The sequence below is a fragment of the Enterobacter sp. ECC-175 genome (assembly GCF_043968675.1).
GTDB lineage: Bacteria > Pseudomonadota > Gammaproteobacteria > Enterobacterales > Enterobacteriaceae > Enterobacter.
The window spans coordinates 3,461,404-3,481,842 of record NZ_CP143776.1; the positions used below are offsets into that span (position 1 = coordinate 3,461,404).

19 protein-coding genes, 3 tRNA genes and 1 other annotated feature are annotated in these 20,439 nt (G+C 57.4%); of the genes, 8 read left to right on the forward strand and 14 right to left on the reverse strand.

All coding sequences use genetic code 11. The features are described 5' to 3' along the window. Positions 1-193: 193 nt before the first annotated feature. Together cbl and nac are read right to left on the reverse strand one after the other, a co-directional pair. Complete coding sequence (gene cbl / locus V1599_RS16570) at positions 194-1,144, reverse strand: HTH-type transcriptional regulator Cbl (RefSeq protein WP_395300457.1); 951 nt, start codon at positions 1,142-1,144, stop codon at positions 194-196. A gap of 96 nt (positions 1,145-1,240) precedes the next feature. After that, positions 1,241-2,158: a nitrogen assimilation transcriptional regulator NAC gene (gene nac, locus V1599_RS16575; RefSeq protein WP_395300458.1), complete on the reverse strand. Its 918-nt coding sequence runs from the start codon at positions 2,156-2,158 to the stop codon at positions 1,241-1,243. Between the two features lie 320 nt (positions 2,159-2,478). Here nac and V1599_RS16580 point away from each other — a divergent pair. Next, a tRNA-Asn gene (locus tag V1599_RS16580) sits at positions 2,479-2,554 on the forward strand. 61 nt (positions 2,555-2,615) lie between these two features. Here V1599_RS16580 and ldtA read toward each other — a convergent pair. After that, positions 2,616-3,515 carry a L,D-transpeptidase gene (ldtA, locus tag V1599_RS16585; RefSeq protein ID WP_112010501.1) on the reverse strand — a complete coding sequence of 300 codons (900 nt, stop codon included), beginning with the start codon at positions 3,513-3,515 and terminating at the stop codon, positions 2,616-2,618. Between the two features lie 210 nt (positions 3,516-3,725). Between ldtA and shiA the strand changes: the two genes are divergently transcribed. The 3 genes from shiA (at position 3,726) to V1599_RS16600 (ending at position 8,375) form a co-directional block, all read left to right on the forward strand. Then, positions 3,726-5,045 (forward strand): shikimate transporter, encoded by a 1,320-nt coding sequence (gene shiA, locus V1599_RS16590; protein WP_395300459.1) that lies wholly within the window; start codon positions 3,726-3,728, stop codon positions 5,043-5,045. Positions 5,046-5,132: 87 nt separating this feature from the next. Then, positions 5,133-6,587 (forward strand): AMP nucleosidase, encoded by a 1,455-nt coding sequence (locus tag V1599_RS16595; RefSeq protein ID WP_395300460.1) that lies wholly within the window; start codon positions 5,133-5,135, stop codon positions 6,585-6,587. Positions 6,588-6,602: 15 nt separating this feature from the next. After that, complete coding sequence (locus tag V1599_RS16600; RefSeq protein ID WP_395300461.1) at positions 6,603-8,375, forward strand: aminopeptidase P family protein; 1,773 nt, start codon at positions 6,603-6,605, stop codon at positions 8,373-8,375. Between the two features lie 121 nt (positions 8,376-8,496). On the opposite strand, the gene V1599_RS16605 is transcribed toward V1599_RS16600, so the two are convergent. From V1599_RS16605 to V1599_RS16615, 3 genes are all read right to left on the reverse strand, one after another. After that, positions 8,497-8,572, reverse strand: a tRNA-Asn gene (locus tag V1599_RS16605). Positions 8,573-8,652: 80 nt separating this feature from the next. After that, positions 8,653-10,128 (reverse strand): multidrug efflux MATE transporter EmmdR, encoded by a 1,476-nt coding sequence (gene emmdR, locus V1599_RS16610; RefSeq protein ID WP_395300462.1) that lies wholly within the window; start codon positions 10,126-10,128, stop codon positions 8,653-8,655. Positions 10,129-10,221: 93 nt separating this feature from the next. Then, the gene (locus tag V1599_RS16615; RefSeq protein WP_220092923.1) at positions 10,222-10,314 is read right to left on the reverse strand and encodes a DUF5951 family protein; all 93 of its coding nucleotides are present in this window, start codon (positions 10,312-10,314) and stop codon (positions 10,222-10,224) included. A 6-nt stretch (positions 10,315-10,320) separates the two neighbouring features. On the opposite strand from V1599_RS16615, the gene V1599_RS16620 reads away from it, so the two are divergent. Further along, positions 10,321-10,396, forward strand: a tRNA-Asn gene (locus V1599_RS16620). Between the two features lie 186 nt (positions 10,397-10,582). Here V1599_RS16620 and V1599_RS16625 read toward each other — a convergent pair. The 4 genes from V1599_RS16625 to dacD form a co-directional block, all read right to left on the reverse strand. Then, positions 10,583-10,918, reverse strand: coding sequence for a DUF496 family protein (locus V1599_RS16625; protein WP_028013754.1), 336 nt, complete (start codon positions 10,916-10,918; stop codon positions 10,583-10,585). 158 nt (positions 10,919-11,076) lie between these two features. Continuing rightward, a complete protein-coding gene (locus V1599_RS16630; protein WP_112010496.1) occupies positions 11,077-12,135 on the reverse strand; it encodes an FUSC family protein in 1,059 nt (352 codons plus the stop codon). 92 nt (positions 12,136-12,227) lie between these two features. Beyond that, entirely contained in the window at positions 12,228-12,701 is a 474-nt protein-coding gene (gene sbmC, locus V1599_RS16635) for a DNA gyrase inhibitor SbmC (RefSeq protein WP_395300463.1), read from the reverse strand. Between the two features lie 129 nt (positions 12,702-12,830). Further along, entirely contained in the window at positions 12,831-14,003 is a 1,173-nt protein-coding gene (dacD, locus tag V1599_RS16640; protein WP_395301588.1) for a serine-type D-Ala-D-Ala carboxypeptidase DacD, read from the reverse strand. A gap of 192 nt (positions 14,004-14,195) precedes the next feature. Here dacD and sbcB point away from each other — a divergent pair, with 192 nt between their 5' ends. Further along, positions 14,196-15,629 (forward strand): exodeoxyribonuclease I, encoded by a 1,434-nt coding sequence (gene sbcB, locus V1599_RS16645; RefSeq protein ID WP_395300464.1) that lies wholly within the window; start codon positions 14,196-14,198, stop codon positions 15,627-15,629. A gap of 110 nt (positions 15,630-15,739) precedes the next feature. Here sbcB and plaP read toward each other — a convergent pair whose 3' ends face one another. The 4 genes from plaP to V1599_RS16665 all read right to left on the reverse strand — a co-directional run bounded on the left by plaP (position 15,740) and on the right by V1599_RS16665 (position 19,164). Continuing rightward, positions 15,740-17,098, reverse strand: coding sequence for a putrescine/proton symporter PlaP (plaP, locus tag V1599_RS16650; RefSeq protein ID WP_112010493.1), 1,359 nt, complete (start codon positions 17,096-17,098; stop codon positions 15,740-15,742). After that, positions 17,088-17,150, reverse strand: coding sequence for a membrane protein YoeI (yoeI, locus tag V1599_RS16655; RefSeq protein ID WP_112010713.1), 63 nt, complete (start codon positions 17,148-17,150; stop codon positions 17,088-17,090). The genes plaP and yoeI overlap by 11 nt, the downstream gene beginning before the upstream one ends. Positions 17,151-17,368: 218 nt before the next feature. Further along, positions 17,369-18,298, reverse strand: a complete 930-nt coding sequence (locus V1599_RS16660) for a LysR substrate-binding domain-containing protein (protein WP_395300465.1) — start codon at positions 18,296-18,298, stop codon at positions 17,369-17,371. A 41-nt stretch (positions 18,299-18,339) separates the two neighbouring features. Beyond that, positions 18,340-19,164, reverse strand: coding sequence for an SDR family oxidoreductase (locus V1599_RS16665; protein WP_112010491.1), 825 nt, complete (start codon positions 19,162-19,164; stop codon positions 18,340-18,342). A gap of 175 nt (positions 19,165-19,339) precedes the next feature. Here V1599_RS16665 and hisL point away from each other — a divergent pair, with 175 nt between their 5' ends. Together hisL and hisG are read left to right on the forward strand one after the other, a co-directional pair. Continuing rightward, positions 19,340-19,390, forward strand: coding sequence for a his operon leader peptide (hisL, locus tag V1599_RS16670; protein WP_112010712.1), 51 nt, complete (start codon positions 19,340-19,342; stop codon positions 19,388-19,390). After that, positions 19,366-19,489: a sequence feature (His leader region), on the forward strand. It overlaps the preceding gene by 25 nt. A 45-nt stretch (positions 19,490-19,534) precedes the next feature. Then, positions 19,535-20,434: an ATP phosphoribosyltransferase gene (gene hisG / locus V1599_RS16675; protein ID WP_395300466.1), complete on the forward strand. Its 900-nt coding sequence runs from the start codon at positions 19,535-19,537 to the stop codon at positions 20,432-20,434. Positions 20,435-20,439 lie beyond the last annotated feature (5 nt).

Below are 20,439 nucleotides of genomic sequence, written 5' to 3' on the forward strand. Positions count from 1 at the left end.
GCGGGATAAAACGTTTTTCGAATGAACTCATTATGAGGACATAAAGCGCTAAGCCTGGTTATGTTTTGCCTGGCCGCAACGCTAAAAGCATCAGCACGTGCGAAGGATGTGAAAATCCTTATATCAACGCGTTAGATACCGATGTTTTACCAGAGTAGTGATAAACCTGTCGGGAATAACCTTGTGGGTCGATTTAAATCTGGTAATCAATTTCCACCTCCTCCGGCTCCATTACCTGACGCTTAATGTCGTCCACCGACAGCCCGGCATTGCACAGCTCAATAAAGCGCCACACGTAGTTGCGCTGCAGCTGGCCGCGCTTAAGCCCAAGCCAGACGGTATTCGCATCGAACAGGTGACGGGTATCGAGCCGCACCAGATCGCCGTCCTCACGTTCGCCGCCGGACTGCTCCGCCACCAGGCCAATGCCCAGGCCGAGCTCAACGTAGGTTTTAATCACGTCGGAATCCTGCGCGCTTAGCACGATATCCGGCGTCAATCCCCGGCGGCTGAAGGCTTCGTCGATGCGAGAGCGCCCCGTAATGCCCTGCCGGTAGGTGATCAGCGGCCACTTGCTAATGTCGTCCAGCGTCAGCGGGGAAACCTGGTGCAGGGGGTGATCGGCGGGGAGCAGCAGGCTGTGGTGCCAGCGGAACCACGGGAAGGCCACCAGCAGCGGGTCGTTGCTCAGCCGCTCGCTGGCGATGCCAATATCCGCCCCGCCGTTTTGCAGCAGCGCGTCGATCTCCTGGGGCGTTCCCTGAATCAGCTCCAGGCGAACGTCCGGAAACAGCTCGCGGAAGGCTTTAATCACCGGCGGCAGGCTGTAGCGCGCCTGCGTATGGGTGGTGGCGATGGTTAACACGCCCGAGGCATCGTTGGTGAAGAGATCGGCCAGCCGGCGTACGTTGCTGGCCTCGTTGAGTATCCGCTCCGCAATGGTTAACAGCGCTTTGCCGGGCTCCGTCATGCCCAGAAGCCGCTTGCCGCGACGGATGAAGATCTCAATCCCCAGCTCTTCTTCAAGCTCGCGGATGTGGCGGCTGACGCCCGACTGGGAGGTATAAAGCATGTTGGCGACTTCGGTCAGGTTAAAGTCCCGCCTGGCCGCCTCACGGATAATTTTAAGCTGCTGGAAATTCACGATTCACTCCGGCGCATCTGACATAGCGCTATTGTTAGAGTCACCGGACCTGCAGAACAAATAATAAAAACCAGCATCTTATGCTTTTATGGAATATCAGCTGACGAGCTGCAGCTCGCGGTTCTCCAGCGACGGCTTGCTGACCAGCGACATTAAAATCTCTTTCACCGCCATCGCCTGCGGCGACAGCGAACCCCGGGCAGAGATATTCAGGGAGAGCGGCAGGCTCATGGACGGGGTGGTGATGCGCGCCATCCAGCCGTTTGCGGCTCCCGACAGCGAGCGAGCCGCCGAATCCGGCAGAACCGTCACGCCCATTCCGCTGGCAATGGCCGCGGTGAGCGTTGAGATGGAATCAATTTCACCGATGATTTTGGCCGTCAGGCGGCGCAGGGAGAACGCTTCGTCCACCCGGGCGCGCACCGCGCTGTAATCTCTCGGCAGGTATAAGTTCATCTCGGCGACGGCGGTTAAATCAACGCTTTGCCCCGGACAGTCGCGGGTGCCCACCAGGTAGAGATCCTCTTTGAGCAGCGGCTGGCTGGCGATCCCGGCGATCGGCGAGCGGTCGTAAAGCACCGCCATATCAAGCTGGCCGTTCAGCAGCTTGTCGTTAAGCACGGTGCCGCTGTTTTCGTGAAGATAAACCAGCACGTCCGGAAGCTCGGCGCGGACCGCCTGCAGCAGCGGCATGGTCACGGAGGATGCCGCCGTGCCCGGCGCCAGCCCGATAGACACCTGGCCGCTTAAGGTCTGGCCGACGTTGTTCACCGCCAGCTGCGCCTGCTCGCACTGGCGAAGGATAGTGCGCGCATGGGTGTAGAGGATTTTTCCTGCTTCCGTTGGGGTGACGCCGCGCTTGGTGCGGATCAGCAGCTGCTGGTCCATTTCACCTTCCAGCGTCGCCACCTGCTGGCTCAGCGCAGGCTGGGCGATGTGCAGCACTTCTGCTGCCTGAGTAAGGCTGCCGATGTCGACGATTTTCACAAAGTATTTCAGTCGTCTTAAGTTCATATTGCCCCCTGTTCGAAACGGTGTGCCATAACAAATTTTGTTGATAAACAGGTTTTGCAATATGAATGCCAGCTTTTTGAGGGGGATGGATTTTGACGCTAACCGCCTGAAAATAAGCAAATCTATTTGCCATCGCCCGTTTTATCACCGGGACAGCAGATAACGATCTGCCCCATAAGAGGTACAGGCGCACTGCAACGGTGCAGCGGCGGCGCGAAAAGCAGCACTTTGCCCAATTTGTCAGCAAACGAACGTAATGCCGCATTTCGCCCTTTGACAACGGCGACCCGGGTCGATAATATGCGCCCCGTTCACACGATTCCTCTGTAGTTCAGTCGGTAGAACGGCGGACTGTTAATCCGTATGTCACTGGTTCGAGTCCAGTCAGAGGAGCCAAATTTGAAAAGCCTGCTTTTACAGCAGGCTTTTTGCTTTTCTGAAGCCGGTAAAAATGCCCTCAGTTGCCAAGCTTCACCGGCATCCCCGACCGCCGTTCCAGCTCCGCGCCCGCCCCCTCGTTTATCAACTGCATGCGCTGCGCGGCGGATATCGGCAGCGGCACCTTATTCGTCGATTCAAATTCCGCGCGGTTGCGTGACAACGGCTCATGCACCTCTACCCAGCGGCTACCGTCCGGTTCCGTGGTCATTTTTATCGGTCGATCGATAAGCTCAACGCGCGTCCCTTCCGGCACGCGGTCAAACAGGTATTTAATATCGTCGTTGCGCAAACGGATACAGCCCTGGCTCACGCGCAACCCAATGCCGAAATTGGAATTAGTGCCGTGAATGGCATAAAGCCTGCCGATGTAAATGGCATAGAGCCCCATCGGGTTGTCCGGCCCAGCAGGCACGAACGCCGGAAGCGTTTTCCCCTCTGCCGCATAGGCGCGGCGCGTATTTGGCGTGGGTGACCAGGTTGGCCCCATCTGCTTGCGCTGCACGGTCGTTACCCAGTTACGCGGCGTTTCACGCCCGGCCTGGCCAATACCGATGGGCAGCACTTCAACCGAATTGCTGCCGGGAGGATAATAGTAGAGGCGCATCTCCGCCACGTTCACCACAATCCCCTCTCGCACCGTTGGCGGTAAAATGATCTGCTGCGGCACCACCAGCTGCGTGCCCGCTTTGGGTAAGAACGGATCGACGCCCGGGTTGGCCTCAAGCATATTGCTTAGCCCCTGCCCGTACCGCGCGGCAAACGCTTCCAGCGGCAGGGTGTTACCCTGGGGAACGGTGATGGTCTGCACGCTGCCGATGAGACGGCTGCCGTCGGGCGGCAGCGGGTAGCTCACCGCCCCGGCGCTGTGGCTCATTAATAACGCGGCTACATAGCCGAACACATAAACAGAACGCATCATCCCTTCCTCAGTGGCTCCCGTTGCAAATAAGCATAGCGGTTTTAGTGCCGTTAACACTAACGCTCAAAGGCTTTCCATCAGGAAATAAAATCAGTTTCCTCCCGCTCGCTCTCGCGGTAGTCTCATACGTTCCGTTTATAGAACGGCCGCAATGTGAGTGACCTTTTCTTATACCAATAATTAAAAATCAGTACGGACAGGACAACTATGGACTCCACCCTCACCTCAGATCGTTCCCACGAGGAGACGCCTTCTCTCAGCCGCGCCCGGCGGGCAGCGCTCGGCAGCTTCGCCGGGGCCGTCGTCGACTGGTATGACTTTCTGCTCTACGGCATTACCGCCGCGCTGGTGTTTAACCGGGAGTTTTTCCCGCAGATTAGCCCCGCAATGGGCACGCTCGCCGCCTTTGCGACCTTTGGCGTGGGCTTCCTGTTCCGCCCTCTCGGCGGCGTGATCTTTGGCCACTTCGGCGACCGGCTGGGGCGCAAGCGCATGCTGATGCTCACCGTCTGGATGATGGGCATCGCCACCGCGCTGATCGGCATCTTGCCATCGTTCGAGGCCATCGGCTGGTGGGCCCCGGCGCTGCTGGTTACCCTGCGCGCTATTCAGGGCTTCGCCGTCGGCGGCGAATGGGGCGGCGCGGCGCTGCTCTCCGTCGAAAGCGCGCCGAAAAACAAGAAGGCGTTTTACAGCAGCGGCGTGCAGGTGGGCTACGGCGTTGGCCTGCTGCTCTCTACCGGGCTGGTGTCGCTGATAAGCCAGTTCACCACCGACGAACAGTTCCTGAGCTGGGGCTGGCGCATCCCGTTCATTTTCAGCATCGTGCTGGTCATTGCCGCCCTGTGGGTGCGCAACGGGATGGAAGAGTCCGCCGAGTTTGAGCAACAGCAGCAATGCGAAACGCCAGCGGGGAAAAAGCGGCTGCCGGTGATGGAAGCCCTGATCCAGCACCCTGGCGCTTTTCTGAAAATCATCGCCCTGCGCCTGTGCGAGCTGCTGACGATGTATATCGTCACGGCGTTTGCGCTGAACTATTCGACGCAAAATCTTGGCCTGCCGCGCGAACTGTTCCTGAACATCGGGCTGGTGGTGGGCGGGATCAGCTGCCTGACCATTCCCTGCTTCGCCTGGCTGGCGGATCGGTTTGGCCGCCGCCGCGTCTATATCACCGGGGCGCTCATCGGCACCCTGAGCGCCTGGCCGTTCTTTATGGCGCTGGAGGCGCAGTCGGTCTTCTGGATCGTCTTCTTTGCCATCATGCTCGCAAACGTTGCGCATGACATGGTGGTGTGCGTACAGCAGCCAATGTTCACCGAGCTGTTTGGCGCCAGCTATCGCTACAGCGGCGCGGGCGTAGGCTATCAGGTGGCAAGCGTGGTGGGAGGCGGCTTTACGCCGTTCATCGCCGCCGCGCTGGTGACCTTCTCCGGCGGCAACTGGCACAGCGTGGCCATTTACCTGCTGGCGGGCTGCCTGCTCTCTGCCGCCACGGCGCTATTTATGAAAGAGTCGCCCCGCGGCTAATCTCCTCCCTTTTGTTTCACAGGCGTGTGACATACTATCGGGTATCGCCACACAACGGTGAAACACCTGTGGAACAAGGAGACAGAGATGAATAATAAGGGCTCCAGCCTGACCCCGGCTCAGGCGCTGGAAAAACTCGACGCGCTGTACGAGCAGTCCGTCAACGCGCTGCGCAGCGCGATCGCAGACTACATTGAAAACGGGACGCTTCCCGACGAAAAGGCCAGAAGTCGTGGCCTTTTTGTTTATCCTTCGCTGTCCGTCACCTGGGATGGCCGCGCGACCAATACGCCTAAAACCCGCGCCTACGCGCGCTTTACCCATTCGGGCTGCTACAGCACCACGGTGACCCGCCCGGCGCTGTTTCGGCCCTATCTTGAAGAGCAGCTCACCCTGCTGTATCAGGATTACGACGCCCGCATTTCCGTTGAGCCTTCACAGCACGAAATCCCCTATCCTTACGTGATCGACGGTTCGGCGCTGACGCTTGACCGCTCGATGAGCGCGGGGCTGACGCGCCACTTCCCAACCACCGAACTGTCGCAGATTGGCGATGAAACCGCAGACGGCATTTTCCACCCGGCAGAGTTTTCACCGCTGTCGCACTTTGACGCCCGCCGCGTCGATTTCTCCCTCGCCCGCCTGCGCCACTACACCGGCACGCCCGCCGAGCATTTTCAGCCGTTCGTGCTGTTTACCAACTACACCCGCTACGTAGACGAGTTTGTTCGCTGGGGCTGCAGCCAAATTCTGGACCCGGAAAGCCCGTATATTGCCCTCTCCTGCGCGGGCGGGATCTGGATCACCGCCGAAACCGAGGCGCCCGAGCAGGCGATTTCCGACCTGGCGTGGAAAAAACACCAGATGCCCGCCTGGCACCTGATCACCGCGGACGGCCAGGGGATCACCTTAATTAACATTGGCGTTGGGCCGTCGAACGCTAAAACCATCTGCGACCATCTGGCGGTTCTGCGCCCGGACGTCTGGCTGATGATCGGCCACTGCGGCGGCCTGCGCGAAAGCCAGCTGATTGGCGACTACGTGCTGGCCCACGCCTACCTGCGCGACGACCACGTGCTGGATGCGGTACTTCCGCCGGATATCCCTATCCCGAGCATCGCCGAGGTCCAGCGCGCGCTGTATGACGCCACTAAAGAGGTGAGCGGCATGCCCGGCGAAGAGGTTAAGCAGCGCCTGCGCACCGGCACGGTAGTGACAACCGACGACCGCAACTGGGAGCTGCGCTACTCGGCTTCGGCGCTGCGCTTCAACCTCAGCCGCGCGGTCGCTATTGATATGGAGAGCGCCACCATCGCCGCGCAGGGCTATCGCTTCCGCGTGCCGTACGGCACCTTGCTTTGCGTGTCCGATAAGCCGCTGCACGGTGAAATCAAGCTCCCGGGCCAGGCCAACCGCTTCTACGAAGGGGCGATTTCGGAGCATCTGCAGATCGGCATCCGGGCGATCGATTTACTGCGCGCCGAGGGCGATAAGCTGCACTCCCGCAAGCTGCGCACCTTTAACGAGCCGCCTTTCCGCTAATCAAAAGGAAACACCATGCACACCACATCACCGCTTGCCGCCCTGCGAAACAGGCTGCGTGAAAACGGCCTGGACGGCATGATCGTCCCGCGGGCCGACGCCTGGCAAAGCGAGTACTGCGCGCCGTACGATGAAAAGCTCGCCTGGCTGACGGGCTTTGACGGCTCGGCCGGGCTGGCGCTAATACTGCAGGATCGGGCCCTGCTGTTCGTTGACGGCCGCTATCAGGTGCAGGCGCGCATGCAGGTGAACATGGACGAATTTTCGATCCATCACCTGCACAACGAGCCGCTGGCGCAATGGCTGGCGACAAACGTGTCGCCCGGCGCGCGCATTGGCTTCGAGGCGATGCTGATGACCAACGTGGACTACGCGCAGCTCTCTTCAACGCCGTGCGAGCCGGTGGCGCTGGACGATTCGCCGTTTGATACGCTCTGGGCCGGGCGGCCCGCCGCGCCTGCGGGGGTTATTCGCGCCATGCCGGATGAGATTGCCGGCGAAAGCAGCGCCAGCAAGCGGCAGCGCGTGGCGACGCTTCTCAACGACAGCCAGGCCGATTACCTGGCGCTTACGCTACCGGATAACATTGCGTGGCTGCTGAACGTGCGGGGCTCGGATATTCCAACCAGCCCGGTTCCCCTCTCCTTTGCCCTGCTGGGACGCGACGGCGCCGTTGAGTGGTTCGTGAATGACGACAAGCTGGCGGACCTTCCGCCGTCCGTCGCCGGGCAGTTTACCCTCTCACCGCAGGATGCGTTCATCCCTCGCTGCAAGCAGCTTGCGAAGGGCAAGCGGATCGTGGTCGACCCGGATTCCGCGCCCGTCGCGCTGCGCTTCGCAATTGAGCCGCAGGGCGACATTCTCTGGCTGACTGACCCTATTACGCTGCTCAAGGCCGGTAAAAACCCGGTGGAGCTGGCGGGCTATCGCGAATGCCATCACCAGGACGGCGCGGCGTGGGTCAATTTTCTTGCCTGGCTGAGCCGGGAAGTGCCTAAGCGCGTCGCCTCCGGCCAGCCGCTGACCGAGCTTGAGGTTCAGGCGCAGCAGCTCGCCTTCCGCCAGCAGCAACCGGGATTTATCGAGCAGAGCTTTGCCACTATTTCGGCCTCGTCCAGCAACGCGGCGATGTGCCACTATCATTCGAGCGAGGCCAGCAATAAACCGATCGGCCACAACCATTTTTACCTCAATGATTCTGGCGGCCAGTATCGTAACGGCACGACCGACGCCACGCGCACGCTGGCCTGGGGCAAGGTTGACCCGCAGCAGCGCCTGCACTACACCGCCGTGCTGAGAGGCTTTTTATCGCTGATTACGCTGCAATTCCCGTCCGGCAGCTACGGTCACCAGCTGGATGCGTTTGCGCGCCGTCCGCTGTGGGAAATGGGGCTGGATTACGATCACGGCACCGGGCACGGCGTCGGGCACCAGCTGTTGATCCACGAAAACCCGCACCGCATCGCGAAAAAGGTTAATTCGTGGCCGCTGGCGGCGGGCAATATCATGACCATCGAGCCGGGGTACTACCTGGGCGGCAGCCACGGCATTCGTATCGAAAACCAGGTGGAGATTGTCGAGAGCCGTCCGGGATTTTGCCGGTTCGCCTCGCTGACGCTGGTCCCAATTGACCTTAGCCAGGTTGAACTGCAGCTGTTAACCGAGCAGGAGAAACAGTGGCTGGATGATTATCATCAGCAGGTGCGGGACGCCCTGTCGCCGCGGGTAAACAGCGACGCGCGGCCCTGGCTGGTTGAGGCAACCGCGCCGATTCGCGTGAGCCGCTAGCGCGATCCGTTGCCTTCCCGGCCTGCTGTCCCGCAGGCCGGGTAAGGCGAAGCCGCCAGCCGGCAATTTTCCGGAACGCAGAAAAGCAAAAAGCCTGCTGTAAAAGCAGGCTTTTCAAATTTGGCTCCTCTGACTGGACTCGAACCAGTGACATACGGATTAACAGTCCGCCGTTCTACCGACTGAACTACAGAGGAATCGTGTGAACGGGGCGCATATTATCGATGCTCCCCCGTGATGTCAAAGGCATAATGCAGATTTCCGTTCGTTTGCTGATTTATTCTCCACTTCGCGCATTTGGCAGGCACTCTTCAGCTTCCGGGACGATCGGCTGAGGCTTTACGCGGGGATATTTCCATAACCAGCGGCCGCTCGCCATTCGCCAGTAGAACAGCGCGCCACGCACGGCCCAGTCGAGGAACATCCCCAGCCAGACGCCGACGACGCCCATCCCCAGAACAATACCGAGCGTATACCCCGCAACCACGCGGCAGCCCCACATGCCGAGCATCGTTACCCACATCGCAAAACGGGCATCGCGCGCGCCCTTAAGCCCTGCGGGCAGCACCCAGGAGGCGGCCCAGATCGGCATAAACGCGGCGTTGAGCCAAATCAGGATCTTAACCACCTCTTTCACATCCTGCTCGTGGGTATAGAAGGACGCCATGAGCCCGGCAAAGGGCGCGGTTCCCCAGGCGATAGCCGTCAGGCCGATGGTCGACAGCCAGAAAACGTGGCGCAGCTGGCGCTCCGCCTGCCCTATTTGCCCCTTGCCAAGGCGTTTTCCGGTAATAATGGTCGACGCGGAGCCGAGGGCGTTGCCCGGCAGGTTGATAAGCGAGGCGATGGAGAACGCAATAAAGTTACCGGCAATCACATCCGTCCCCATCCCGGCGACAAACATCTGCGTCAGCAGCTTGCCGCCGTTAAACAGCACCGATTCAACGCTGGCCGGAATACCAATCCCCATCACTTCCCAGATAATGGCGAAATTGAATGGACGAAAATAGCTTTTCAAGGAGATACGCAGCGAAGGCGTGACGCCTGCCACCAGCACCCCGACGATAGCGGCCGCCCCGATATAGCGCGAAATCGTCAGCCCAAGCCCGGCCCCGACAAACCCTAAGCCCTCCCAGGAAAAGACGCCGTAGATCAATATGCTGCTGATGATGATATTCAGGATATTCATGCCGCCGTTTATCAACAGCGGAATCTTGGTGTTGCCCGCGCCCCGCAGCGCGCCGCTGCCGATGAGCGCAATCGCAGCAGCCGGATAGCTGAGCACGGTCATTTCAAGATAGGTTAGCGCCAGGTCCTTCACCTCAGCGGTGGCTTCGCCTGCGACAATATTGATGATTTCCTTGCCGTAGTAGTGGATCACCGCCGCCAGGATGATGGAAAAAACGGTCATGATCATCAGAGACTGTCTGGCCGCCTCGCGTGCGCGTTTGGGATCGAGTTTCCCAAGGCTAAACGCCACCACCACCGTGGTGCCCAGATCGATAGCGGCGAAAAACGACATCACCACCATATTGAAGCTGTCCGCCAGCCCGACGCCGGCCATCGCCTCTTTACCGAGCCAGCTGACCAGGAAGGTGCTTAGCACCCCCATCAGCAGGACGCAGGTGTTTTCCAGAAAGATGGGTACTGCAAGCGGGGTAATTTCTCGCCAGAACAGAACTCGATAGCTTTTACGTTTTGCATACCATGGCGTGCGCGCGATCGCCTGGCGCAGAGGGGCGGTGACGTTCAAAATGGACCTTAGCGAGAAAGTTGAAACTCCATTTCAAATGATGATGTAGAAATGGCTATCCTGCAAAGTATTTCCAGAAAAAGATGTGTGCAATTACAACAAACTGTCGACAGAATCGGCAATCAATCGCATTCGTCTATAATCGTGTTTGACAAAAGTTTTTTCGCCGCTAAGATAGGCCTCCACAACGATTCCTCTGTAGTTCAGTCGGTAGAACGGCGGACTGTTAATCCGTATGTCACTGGTTCGAGTCCAGTCAGAGGAGCCACATTTAAGAAGCCTGCTTTTACAGCAGGCTTTTTGCTTTTCTAAGCCCGGTAAAAATAGCCGACGGCGCTGCGCTTACCGGGCCTACCAAAAGCGTTCATCGCAGGCCGGGCGGGGGCGACGACCTGCAAAAACGGCGAAAAAAAAAGCTCCCAGTTGCCGGGAGCTTTTTTCATATCTGAGGTGATTATTCGCTTTTCGCTTCGGCGTTTTTAATTTCGCCCATCACTTTCAGCTTCTTAGAGATGTCGCGACGCTCTTTGGACAGCTCGGCATTTTTGATGATGTAGTCATCTACGCGATCTTCATAATCGCTTTTCATGCTGGCGATGATGCCCTGAATCGCTTCTACGCTCATACCCGGCTTGATGTAGTCGCTCAGGTTATCCAGCAGCAGAACGCGCTTTTGGTTGTCACGGATCTTCTTCTCAACGTCCTGGATTTCACGCTGCAGCTTGTTTTTGCGGCGGAACAGGCGGACAAATTCCAGAACATCCTGGAACGAAGGCTTGATAGTTTCCATTTTTACACCCCTGATAATGTGAGATTCGGATTCGTTAAGGCAGCCGTTGTAACAGTAACCTTACTGACAGCGGCGGCTAATGACAATCAGTATAACGTTTAAAGCTATCATAACCCCAATTGCTGCTGAATCGAAGCAGCAGCCGTCACATAAGGCTTTTATTTGCGCAGCGCCCGGCAGATAAGTTGCGATAACAGCTCAAGCTGGCGAGCCAGTTCCATGCTCAACCAGACGTAGCCGTGAATCGGCGTTTCCGCCACGTTGTCGCTTTGACGCTCGTTCATCAGCTGCTTCAGTTCGGCCACGATCTCATTGAGCCGTTCGCTGTTTGCCAGTATCGGCTGAGGATTGCCTTCATAGAGCGCATGGGCGATGGTGAGCAGCGTCTGCTGCGTCATTTGCTGCGTCTCTTTAAGAGTGTGCGCGTTAAGCATCAGCAAATGGCTCGGGCGCGAGGCCCAGTGGGCGTTAATTTGCAGCTCCAGCATACAGACCAGGTTGCGGCTCACCGTTTGAATTGCCTCGAAAATGCCTTTATGGATATGCGTCTCTTTGCTGGCAGGCGTAATCAGCCCGCGCATTTTGACCACGTCAGTGAGGATCTTCTGCAAATGCTTTTCCAGCCGCGGCCGTTCGACCAGGTTTGGCGAAAAGCCGGCCTGGTAAACCCGGTTAAATGCGGTCACGTAATTTGCCATCTGTATCCGCCAGTGCAGGAACGCACGCTGCGGCCAGACGCCCGTAAACAGCATCGCGAGCAGCGAGCCGAGGATCACATCCCCGCTTCGCCACAATGCAGTCGTCATGTCCCCCGCCGGCGCACCGACCACCACCGCGAGCGTGATGCCAATCAGCAGAGCCTGATACGGTTTTTTCCCCAGCGCCAGCCACCCGCAGAGAAACATCGCTGCAGCGCACCACAGCAGCATAACGGGAAATGAGATTAGCTCGAGCTTCAGGGCGATCAGCCCCAGCGCGGAACCGAGCACGGTGCCGCCAATACGCTCCAGGGCGCGCGGAACGACGTTTCCCCAAAAAGAGATCGGCCCCATGACAACCACCAGCGTAATCAGCGGCCAGGTTCCTTCAGGAATATCGAGCAAGCGCACGAGCACGAAGGTCAGCACAAACGCGAGCGCGATACGGCACCCATGCACCACGCGGTAATGTTTATACAGACGAATTTCAAAAGGGGTTAATGATTTGTCGGGACGCACACCCGCTCTCCAGCTACACGGCAGACCGTAATTGTACTGCGTTTTCAGCCGGGCGAAATGCACCCGACTGAAAAACCCTGCCTTTAATGTGACTAAGACACTTTATGTTCAACCGGAATATACATTTCAATATCCCAGTAGCCATCGGCATTGCCATCGTTCAGATAGCGTTCAAAGCAGGGTTTGGGGGCGATCCGGTAGTTGACGTCCTCCAGCAGGGAGTTGAAGAACTGATTCCACGGCGTAGCGAAATCGTGATTTTCCACCCGCGCGGTGGCGAGCGCGTAATCCCCCGCTCCGATTTCAGTCAGCATGACGCCTTCGCTGTTTTCAGGAATCACTAAATCGTCCGGTACCGTCACCGCCGTGTCGCAGCGCAGTTTTTCTGCCGGAACTTCATCCGGGTTATCATAGTAAACGGCAACCCACTCCAGCGGCTGAATGTGACGCCCTGTGACCCACATTGCCAGCTGTTCAAAGCCCTGCTTTACCGTGTTTTCCCACGGCCCTACCATGTGAAAACCCGCTATCTTACGTTTCTGCTGCTGTGTGATGCTGTAGTCCATGGTGCCTCCGCTCATTACTGTATGTATATACACTATAATTCAGGATTGAGATTACCGGCAAACGGGATGTGTTGATTATGCGAGCAGACTCGCAACCCTGCCAGTCTGCTCGAAAGAGGTGAAACAGCGCTAGATTTTATGGTGTAGATAATCACCCAGCCGCGAGAAAAGACCGCCCTTACCGACGCTTTCGAGCGTGACCAGCGGCCAGTGTGCAACCACCCTGTCGCGATCGTACAGCTCTATTTCACCCACGCGCTGATGGGCCGCAATGGGCGCTTCCAGCTCTTTTTTATCCAGCACGTATTTCGCTTTGATGTTCGGCAATTCCGCTTTCGGCAGCGCCAGCCAGAAGTCCTGGTCAGTACCCAGCGTGATCTGCTCTTTATCACCGTACCAGATGCGCTCCGTGCCCACTTTTTTGCCGCTATACAGAATCTGCACCGTGTCGAAATTCTGTTGTCCCCAGTGCAGCAGCCTGCGGGCCTGCTCCTCGCGCCCTTTCGGGCTATCAGCCCCCATTACTACCGCAATTAAACGACGCTGGCCATCTACCGCCGAGGCAATCAGGTTAAAACCGGCACCTGAGGTATGGCCGGTTTTGAGGCCGTCGACGTTCATGGTTTTATCCCACAGCAGGCCGTTGCGGTTTTGCTGAGTGATCCCGTTCCAGGTGAGGCTCTTTTCGCTGTACATATGGTAGAACTCAGGTTCGCCGTGAATAATCGCGCGGGAGAGCACGGCCAGATCGTAGGCCGAGCTGTGCTGGCCCGGCGCATCAAGACCGTGTACCGTTTCAAAGTGGGTATCGCGCAGATTCAGCTTTTCAACGTAGTCATTCATCATCTTGACGAACTGCGGCTGGCCGCCCGCAACGTGGTCCGCCAGCGCCACGCAGGCGTCGTTGCCTGAATCGACGATCAGCCCGCGGCTGAGGTCGCGCACCGAAACGCGGTCGCCCTCTTTCAGGAACATGAGCGACGAGCCGTCAAAAACGGGGTTCCCTTTTGCCCACGCGTCGCGGCCAACGGTGACGATGTCGTCAGGGCTAATGCGGTGGCTATCAATAGCGCGATCGACGACGTAGCCCGTCATTAGCTTGGTCAGGCTTGCAGGATTACGCTGTTGATGTTCATTGCCCGCCGTTAAAATTTGCCCGGTCGTATAATCCATCAACACCCAGGACCCCGCCTGAATAGCCGGAGGCTGAGGTGCAAAATCCAGCGGTTGAACGGCCCACGCGGAAGAAATGCTCGAAGCGAGTAAAGAAACAGCAATAAACAAACGGCGTTTCAACGGTATATCCTCAGGTCAGTAAAAATCGTTGACCTTTTTACGGGAGTTCGCGTGTCCTTACCTTGTTTAATTGCAAAAAAATGTGACAAATATCTTATTTTCGCCTGAAGGCGGCTCGCAAAAATCGCCTCTGACGTCGCTTTTTATTCGGCCTGCCCACCGCGATCGTTTACCATAGAGGCGTCATTTTTTAACAGGATGGTATTACTGGTGTCTGATTCTGCCGCGCTCACGTTTTTATTCCACGACTACGAAACCTTTGGCACCCATCCAGCGCTGGACCGTCCGGCGCAGTTTGCCGCCATCCGTACCGACGACAATTTCAATATTATCGGCGAGCCGGAAGTCTTTTATTGCCGTCCGGCGGATGATTATCTGCCCCAGCCCGGCGCCGTGATGGTAACGGGCATCACGCCGCAGGAAGCACGAGAAAAAGGCGTCAATGAAGCGGAGTTTGCACGCCGTATTCACGATATCTTCACCGTGCCCAATACCTGCGTGGTGGGTTATAACAACATTCGCTTCGATGACGAAGTGACGCGCAATATCTTTTACCGTAACTTTTACGATCCCTACGCCTGGAGCTGGCAAAACCGCAATTCACGCTGGGACCTGCTGGACATCATGCGCGCCTGCTATGCCCTGCGCCCGGAAGGCATTAACTGGCCGGAAAACGAAGATGGCCTGCCGAGCTTCCGCCTGGAACACCTGACGCGCGCCAACGGCATTGAGCACAGTAACGCGCACGACGCGATGGCCGACGTGTATGCCACCATTGCTATGGCGAAGCTGGTGAAGGCCGCACAGCCGCGTCTTTTTGAATACCTGCTCAGCCACCGCAGCAAGCAGAAGCTCACAACGCTTATCGACGTCCCGCAGATGAAGCCGCTGGTGCATATTTCCGGCATGTTTGGCGCGTGGCGCGGGAATACCAGCTGGGTTGCGCCGCTGGCCTGGCATCCGGACAACCGCAACGCCGTGATTATGGTGGATTTAGCCGGTGACATTTCCCCGCTGCTTGAGCTCGACAGCGACGCGCTGCGCGAGCGGCTGTACACCCCAAAAGCCGAGCTGGGCGATCTGCCCGCCGTGCCGGTCAAGCTGGTGCATATCAATAAATGCCCGGTTCTGGCGCAGGCCAATACGCTGCGCCCTGAAGACGCGGACAGGCTGGGGATTAACCGTCAGCGCTGCCTGGATAACCTGAAAGTGCTGCGCGAAAACCCGCAGGTGCGCGAGAAGGTGGTAGCAATCTTTGCCGAAGCCGAGCCGTTTGTCCCCTTCGAGAACGTCGATGCGCAGCTCTACAACGGCTTCTTTAGCGACGCCGATCGCGCGGCCATGAATATCGTGCTGCAGACCGAGCCGCGCAATCTCCCCGCGCTGGATATCACCTTCGCCGATAAACGCATTGAAAAGCTGATATTTAACTACCGGGCGCGTAACTTCCCCGGCACGCTGGATGAAGCAGAGCAGGAGCGCTGGCTACAGCATCGACGCAACGTCTTTACGCCGGAGTTTCTTAATAGCTATGCCCAGGAGCTGGAAATGCTGTATGGACAGTACGAAGGAAACGCAGAGAAACAGGCGCTGTTAAAATCCCTGTTCCAGTACGCGCAAGAGATAGTCTGAGTGATGGATACAAAAAAGCCGGAGACGATGTCTCCGGCTTTTTTTTGCCCTCTGACGAGGGGGCTACGAACGAGCGTGTCGGGTACGCTTAACCGCCACCCGACACCGTCTTACGCGACGTCTTCGTACTGAGGTACCGGGTTACGGAAGCTTTTGGTTACGCAGGCCAGGTAAATCAGGCCGATACCGGCCCAAATCAGGCCCAGCACCATGGAGCTCTCTTCCAGGTTCACCCACAGGGCACCGACGGTCAGCGCGCCGCACATCGGCAGGAACAGATACTGGAAGTGATCTTTCAGCGTTTTGTTGCGCTTCTCGCGGATCCAGAACTGAGAGATAACCGACAGGTTCACAAAGGTGAACGCCACCAGCGCACCGAAGTTAATCAGCGCCGTTGCCATGACCAGGTCAAAGTTAATCGCCAGCAGCGCAATTGCGCCTACCAGGATAATGTTCATCGCCGGGGTACGCCATTTCGGATGGACGTAGCCGAAGAAGCTTTTCGGGAAGACGCCATCGCGACCCATCACGTACATCAAACGCGCAACGCCTGCGTGTGCCGCCATGCCGGACGCCAGAACGGTGATGGTAGAGAAAATCAGCGCGCCAACCTGGAACGCTTTGCCCGCCACGTAGAGCATGATTTCTGGCTGCGACGCATCCGGATCCTTAAAGCGAGAGATATCCGGGAAGTACAGCTGCAGGAAGTAGGTGGCAAAGATAAAGATCAGGCCACCGATCAGCGCCGTCAGGAAGATCGCACGCGGAATCACGCGCTCCGCGTCTTTGGTCTCTTCAGACAGATTGCTGATCCCGTCAAAGCCGGTAAAGGAGAAGCACAGAATCGTCGCTCCGGTAATCATCGGGATGACGTGCGCATCGCCGGACCAGAACGGTTTGCTGCTCGCCAGCGTTCCCGCCCCTTCACCGTGGAACACGCCGTAAATGACCATGCCAAGGATAACGGCAATCAGCACAACCTGAAGCACCACGATAACGGAGTTAAAGTTGGCGACAGATTTGATGCTGCGCAGGTTAAAGGCGGTCATAAACGCCACGAGCGCTATCACAAATACCCAGGACGGTATCGACGGCACCAACGCTTCGAAATAGATTTTTGCCAGCAGAATGTTGATCATCGGCGCGAACAGATAGTCGAGCAGCGATGACCAGCCAACCATAAAGCCAACGGTCGGGCTGATAGATTTCTGGGCATAGGTATAGGCAGAACCGGCAGACGGATAGCGACGCACGAGCTTACCGTAGCTAAGCGCGGTAAACAGGATCGCAATCAGCGCGAAGGCGTACGCCGTCGGCACGTGACCGTCCGTGAGGCCTGATACGATACCGAACGTATCGAACAGCGTCATTGGTTGCATATAGGCAAGGCCCATCATAACAACCGGAACTAACGTAAGCGTTTTACGTAATTCCACGCGAGAGGTGTTTGGAGTTGCATTAAGCGACATGATTATTCTCCTTTACGGTGAATACCGCCGCGTAAGCGAAAAATTGCCCCATTTCTGTATTCCTCAGCGACAACAACTGTCGGATTTTAGTAAGTATCTATCCGGTACGAAGCCCGGCCTCTTGGTTTTAGTTTCGTTTCGTACATGCAAAAAAAAATAACCGACGCCTTTTATATCGTCGATTATTCATTTGTTTGCAGCGGCGGCATTTTGCCCTATTCCAGACACAAAACGCAATAGATTGAGAAACGCATCAATAAATTAATTTTACTAACCGTCTGATTTACCGGCATCCGCCTGCGCGTAAACCGCGGCAATAGCACTATTTGCTAAAATTTGCTCCCGCCACCAGGCGCTGGCAAGCCCTGCGGTTTGTTCATTCCAGCCAATCCATACCGGTTCGTTGCTGCTTTGGGCTAAAACCTGTTTTTCCACCAGCGCGCCGCTTTCTATAAACCGCTGCGCAAGATAACGCGGCAAGTAGCCGCAGCCTAATCCGCTTATCTGCAGCTCCAGCTTGGTTTTGAAATCAAATACGGTAATGGCTTCCTGTTCGTCTAGCAGCTGGGAAGAGACGGCGCAGCCCGGCCGGGAGCTGTCCCCCACCACAATCGCGCGGAAGTTTTTAATCATGCGCCGATTGAGCGGCTCAGGTTCGCTGGCCAGCGGGTGATGTGGCGCGACGGCAAAGACCTGCTCAAGCGTGCCGAGCCGGGCAAAAGCGAAATCGCTGAGCTGGGGAGGCTCGTGGAGCGCACCGACGATAATGTCCGCCCGTCCCTGCGTCAGGGCGTCCCAGGAGCCGCCCAGCACGCCGTTGATGAAGATCAGCCGGGTGACGCTGTGGTGTTGATAGAACGCTTCGATAAGCGGCGCCAGCAGGGAAAAGGGAAACGTATCGTCAACGCCGATGACCAGCTCGTTTTCCCATCCCTGATGGAGCTTCACGGCCTGTTTTTCTAACACCCGAACCGCGTGAAGGACGTCGCGCCCCTTTTCCAGCAGCATTTGGCCGGTACGGGTAAAACGCGCGCGATGGCCGGTGCGGTCGAGGATCTGAATATTGAGATCGCTCTCCAGCTTGTGCACCGTATAGCTGAGTGCTGAAGGCGTTTTATAGAGTTTCGCCGACGCCGCCGCGAAGCTCCCCTCTTTCTCCAGCGCATCCAGAATAATCAGAACATCCAGCAGCGGCTTCATGTTCGCCCCCTTACGGTGTGCGAGAATTTCCGCTGACGGAATTATTCCATTGGCATGACCCGCGGATCGGGATACTGATATTCAAATCCCAGCTCACGACAAATACGATTACCATCAACGACTTTGCCTTTACCTTCCCCCCGCGCCTCGCTAAAGACAGGCGGCGTCAGGCCAAGCTGGCGCGCCATCAGCGGATAAAACTCGCTGCGTGCCGGATGGGAAGGTGCACATATATTATAGATGTGACCGCCTTTTGGAGCCTGCAACAACAGCTCGATGGCGGCGATAACATCCTCAAGATGCACCAGATTAACGCCGTGCTGCCCGTCCGGCGCCGATTTCCCGGCGAAGAAACGCCCGGGATGACGCCCCGGCCCCACCAGCCCGGCAAGGCGCAGAATATCCACCTGGGTGCCCGGCAGGTTATGCAGCCAGTCCTCCAGCTCTTTCAGCACCCGTCCGCTGGCGGTCACCGGCTGGCGTTCGGTATTTTCCTTCACCGTCCCGTCAGCGTCGCCGTAAACCGACGTCGAGCTGGTGAAGAGAATGCGCGGGATATGGTGGGCCAGCGCGCTGTCGACAATCTCCTGCACGGCCTGCAGGTAGAACATTTCTCCCGGCCCGCTGCGACGTGCGGGTAAGGTGATGACCAGCGCATCGACATCCATCAGCGCATCGAGGTCATCAGCATCACAGACCAGCTCCGGTTCGAGGCGCAGCTCAACCCCTTCGATGCCACACATGCGTGCGGCTTCCACCCCGTCTGCCGTGGTTTTACTGCCGGTTACCTGCCAGCCTTTCGCGGCGAGCGACATCGCCAGCGGCATCCCTAACCATCCTAAACCGACAATCGCGACCTTTTTCATACAAATTCTCCTGGCTCTCACCTGTCTTTCATAAGGCTACGCCAGCGCTGACAAACACACAATTCATTGCATCAATATGAAATGAATTAATGATTAAAAAAAGCCCTTGCTTTCTGTCGCCTAAGTGGTTTAGGTTAAAAGACATCTGATGCATAAGCATTCAACGAGAATTTATATGACACGCGTTCAATTTAAACTCCACCATCATCACCATCATCCTGACTAGTCTTTCAGGCGATGTGTGCTGGAAGACGTTTGGATCTTCCAGTGGTGCATGAACGCATGAGAAAGCCCCCGGAAGATCTTCTTCCGGGGGCTTTTTTTTGGACCGTATTCAGACAGGTTAAAACAGGTTAACGAGGAATAAAGAATGTTAGATAACTCACGTTTGCGCATAGCTATTCAAAAATCAGGCCGTCTGAGTGACGATTCACGCGAGCTGCTGGCCCGCTGCGGGATTAAAATCAACCTGCACACCCAGCGCCTGATTGCGCTGGCGGAAAACATGCCTATCGATATTCTGCGCGTTCGTGATGACGATATCCCAGGCCTGGTGATGGACGGCGTGGTTGACCTTGGCATCATCGGCGAAAACGTGCTGGAAGAAGAGCTGCTGACCCGCCGGGCCCAGGGCGAAGACCCGCGCTATTTTACCCTGCGCCGTCTCGATTTCGGCGGCTGCCGCCTGTCGCTTGCCACCCCGGCAGACGAAGCCTGGGACGGCCCGGCAGCGCTGAACGGCAAGCGAATCGCCACCTCCTACCCCCACCTGCTGAAGCGTTACCTCGATCAGAAAGGCGTGCAGTTCAAATCCTGCCTGCTTAACGGCTCCGTTGAAGTGGCACCGCGCGCAGGGCTGGCTGACGCCATCTGCGATCTGGTGTCAACCGGCGCAACGCTGGAAGCCAACGGCCTGCGCGAAGTAGAAGTTATTTATCGCTCAAAAGCGTGCCTGATTCAGCGCGACGGTGAGATGGACGATGCCAAACAGCAGCTCATTGACCGTCTGTTGACCCGCATTCAGGGCGTGATTCAGGCGCGCGAATCCAAATACATCATGATGCACGCGCCAACCGAACGCCTGGACGAAGTGATTGCCCTGCTGCCGGGCGCCGAGCGCCCGACCATTCTGCCGCTGGCGGGCGATCAGCAGCGCGTGGCGATGCACATGGTCAGCAGCGAAACCCTGTTCTGGGAAACCATGGAAAAGCTCAAGGATCTGGGCGCCAGCTCCATTCTGGTGCTGCCCATTGAGAAGATGATGGAGTAATCGCC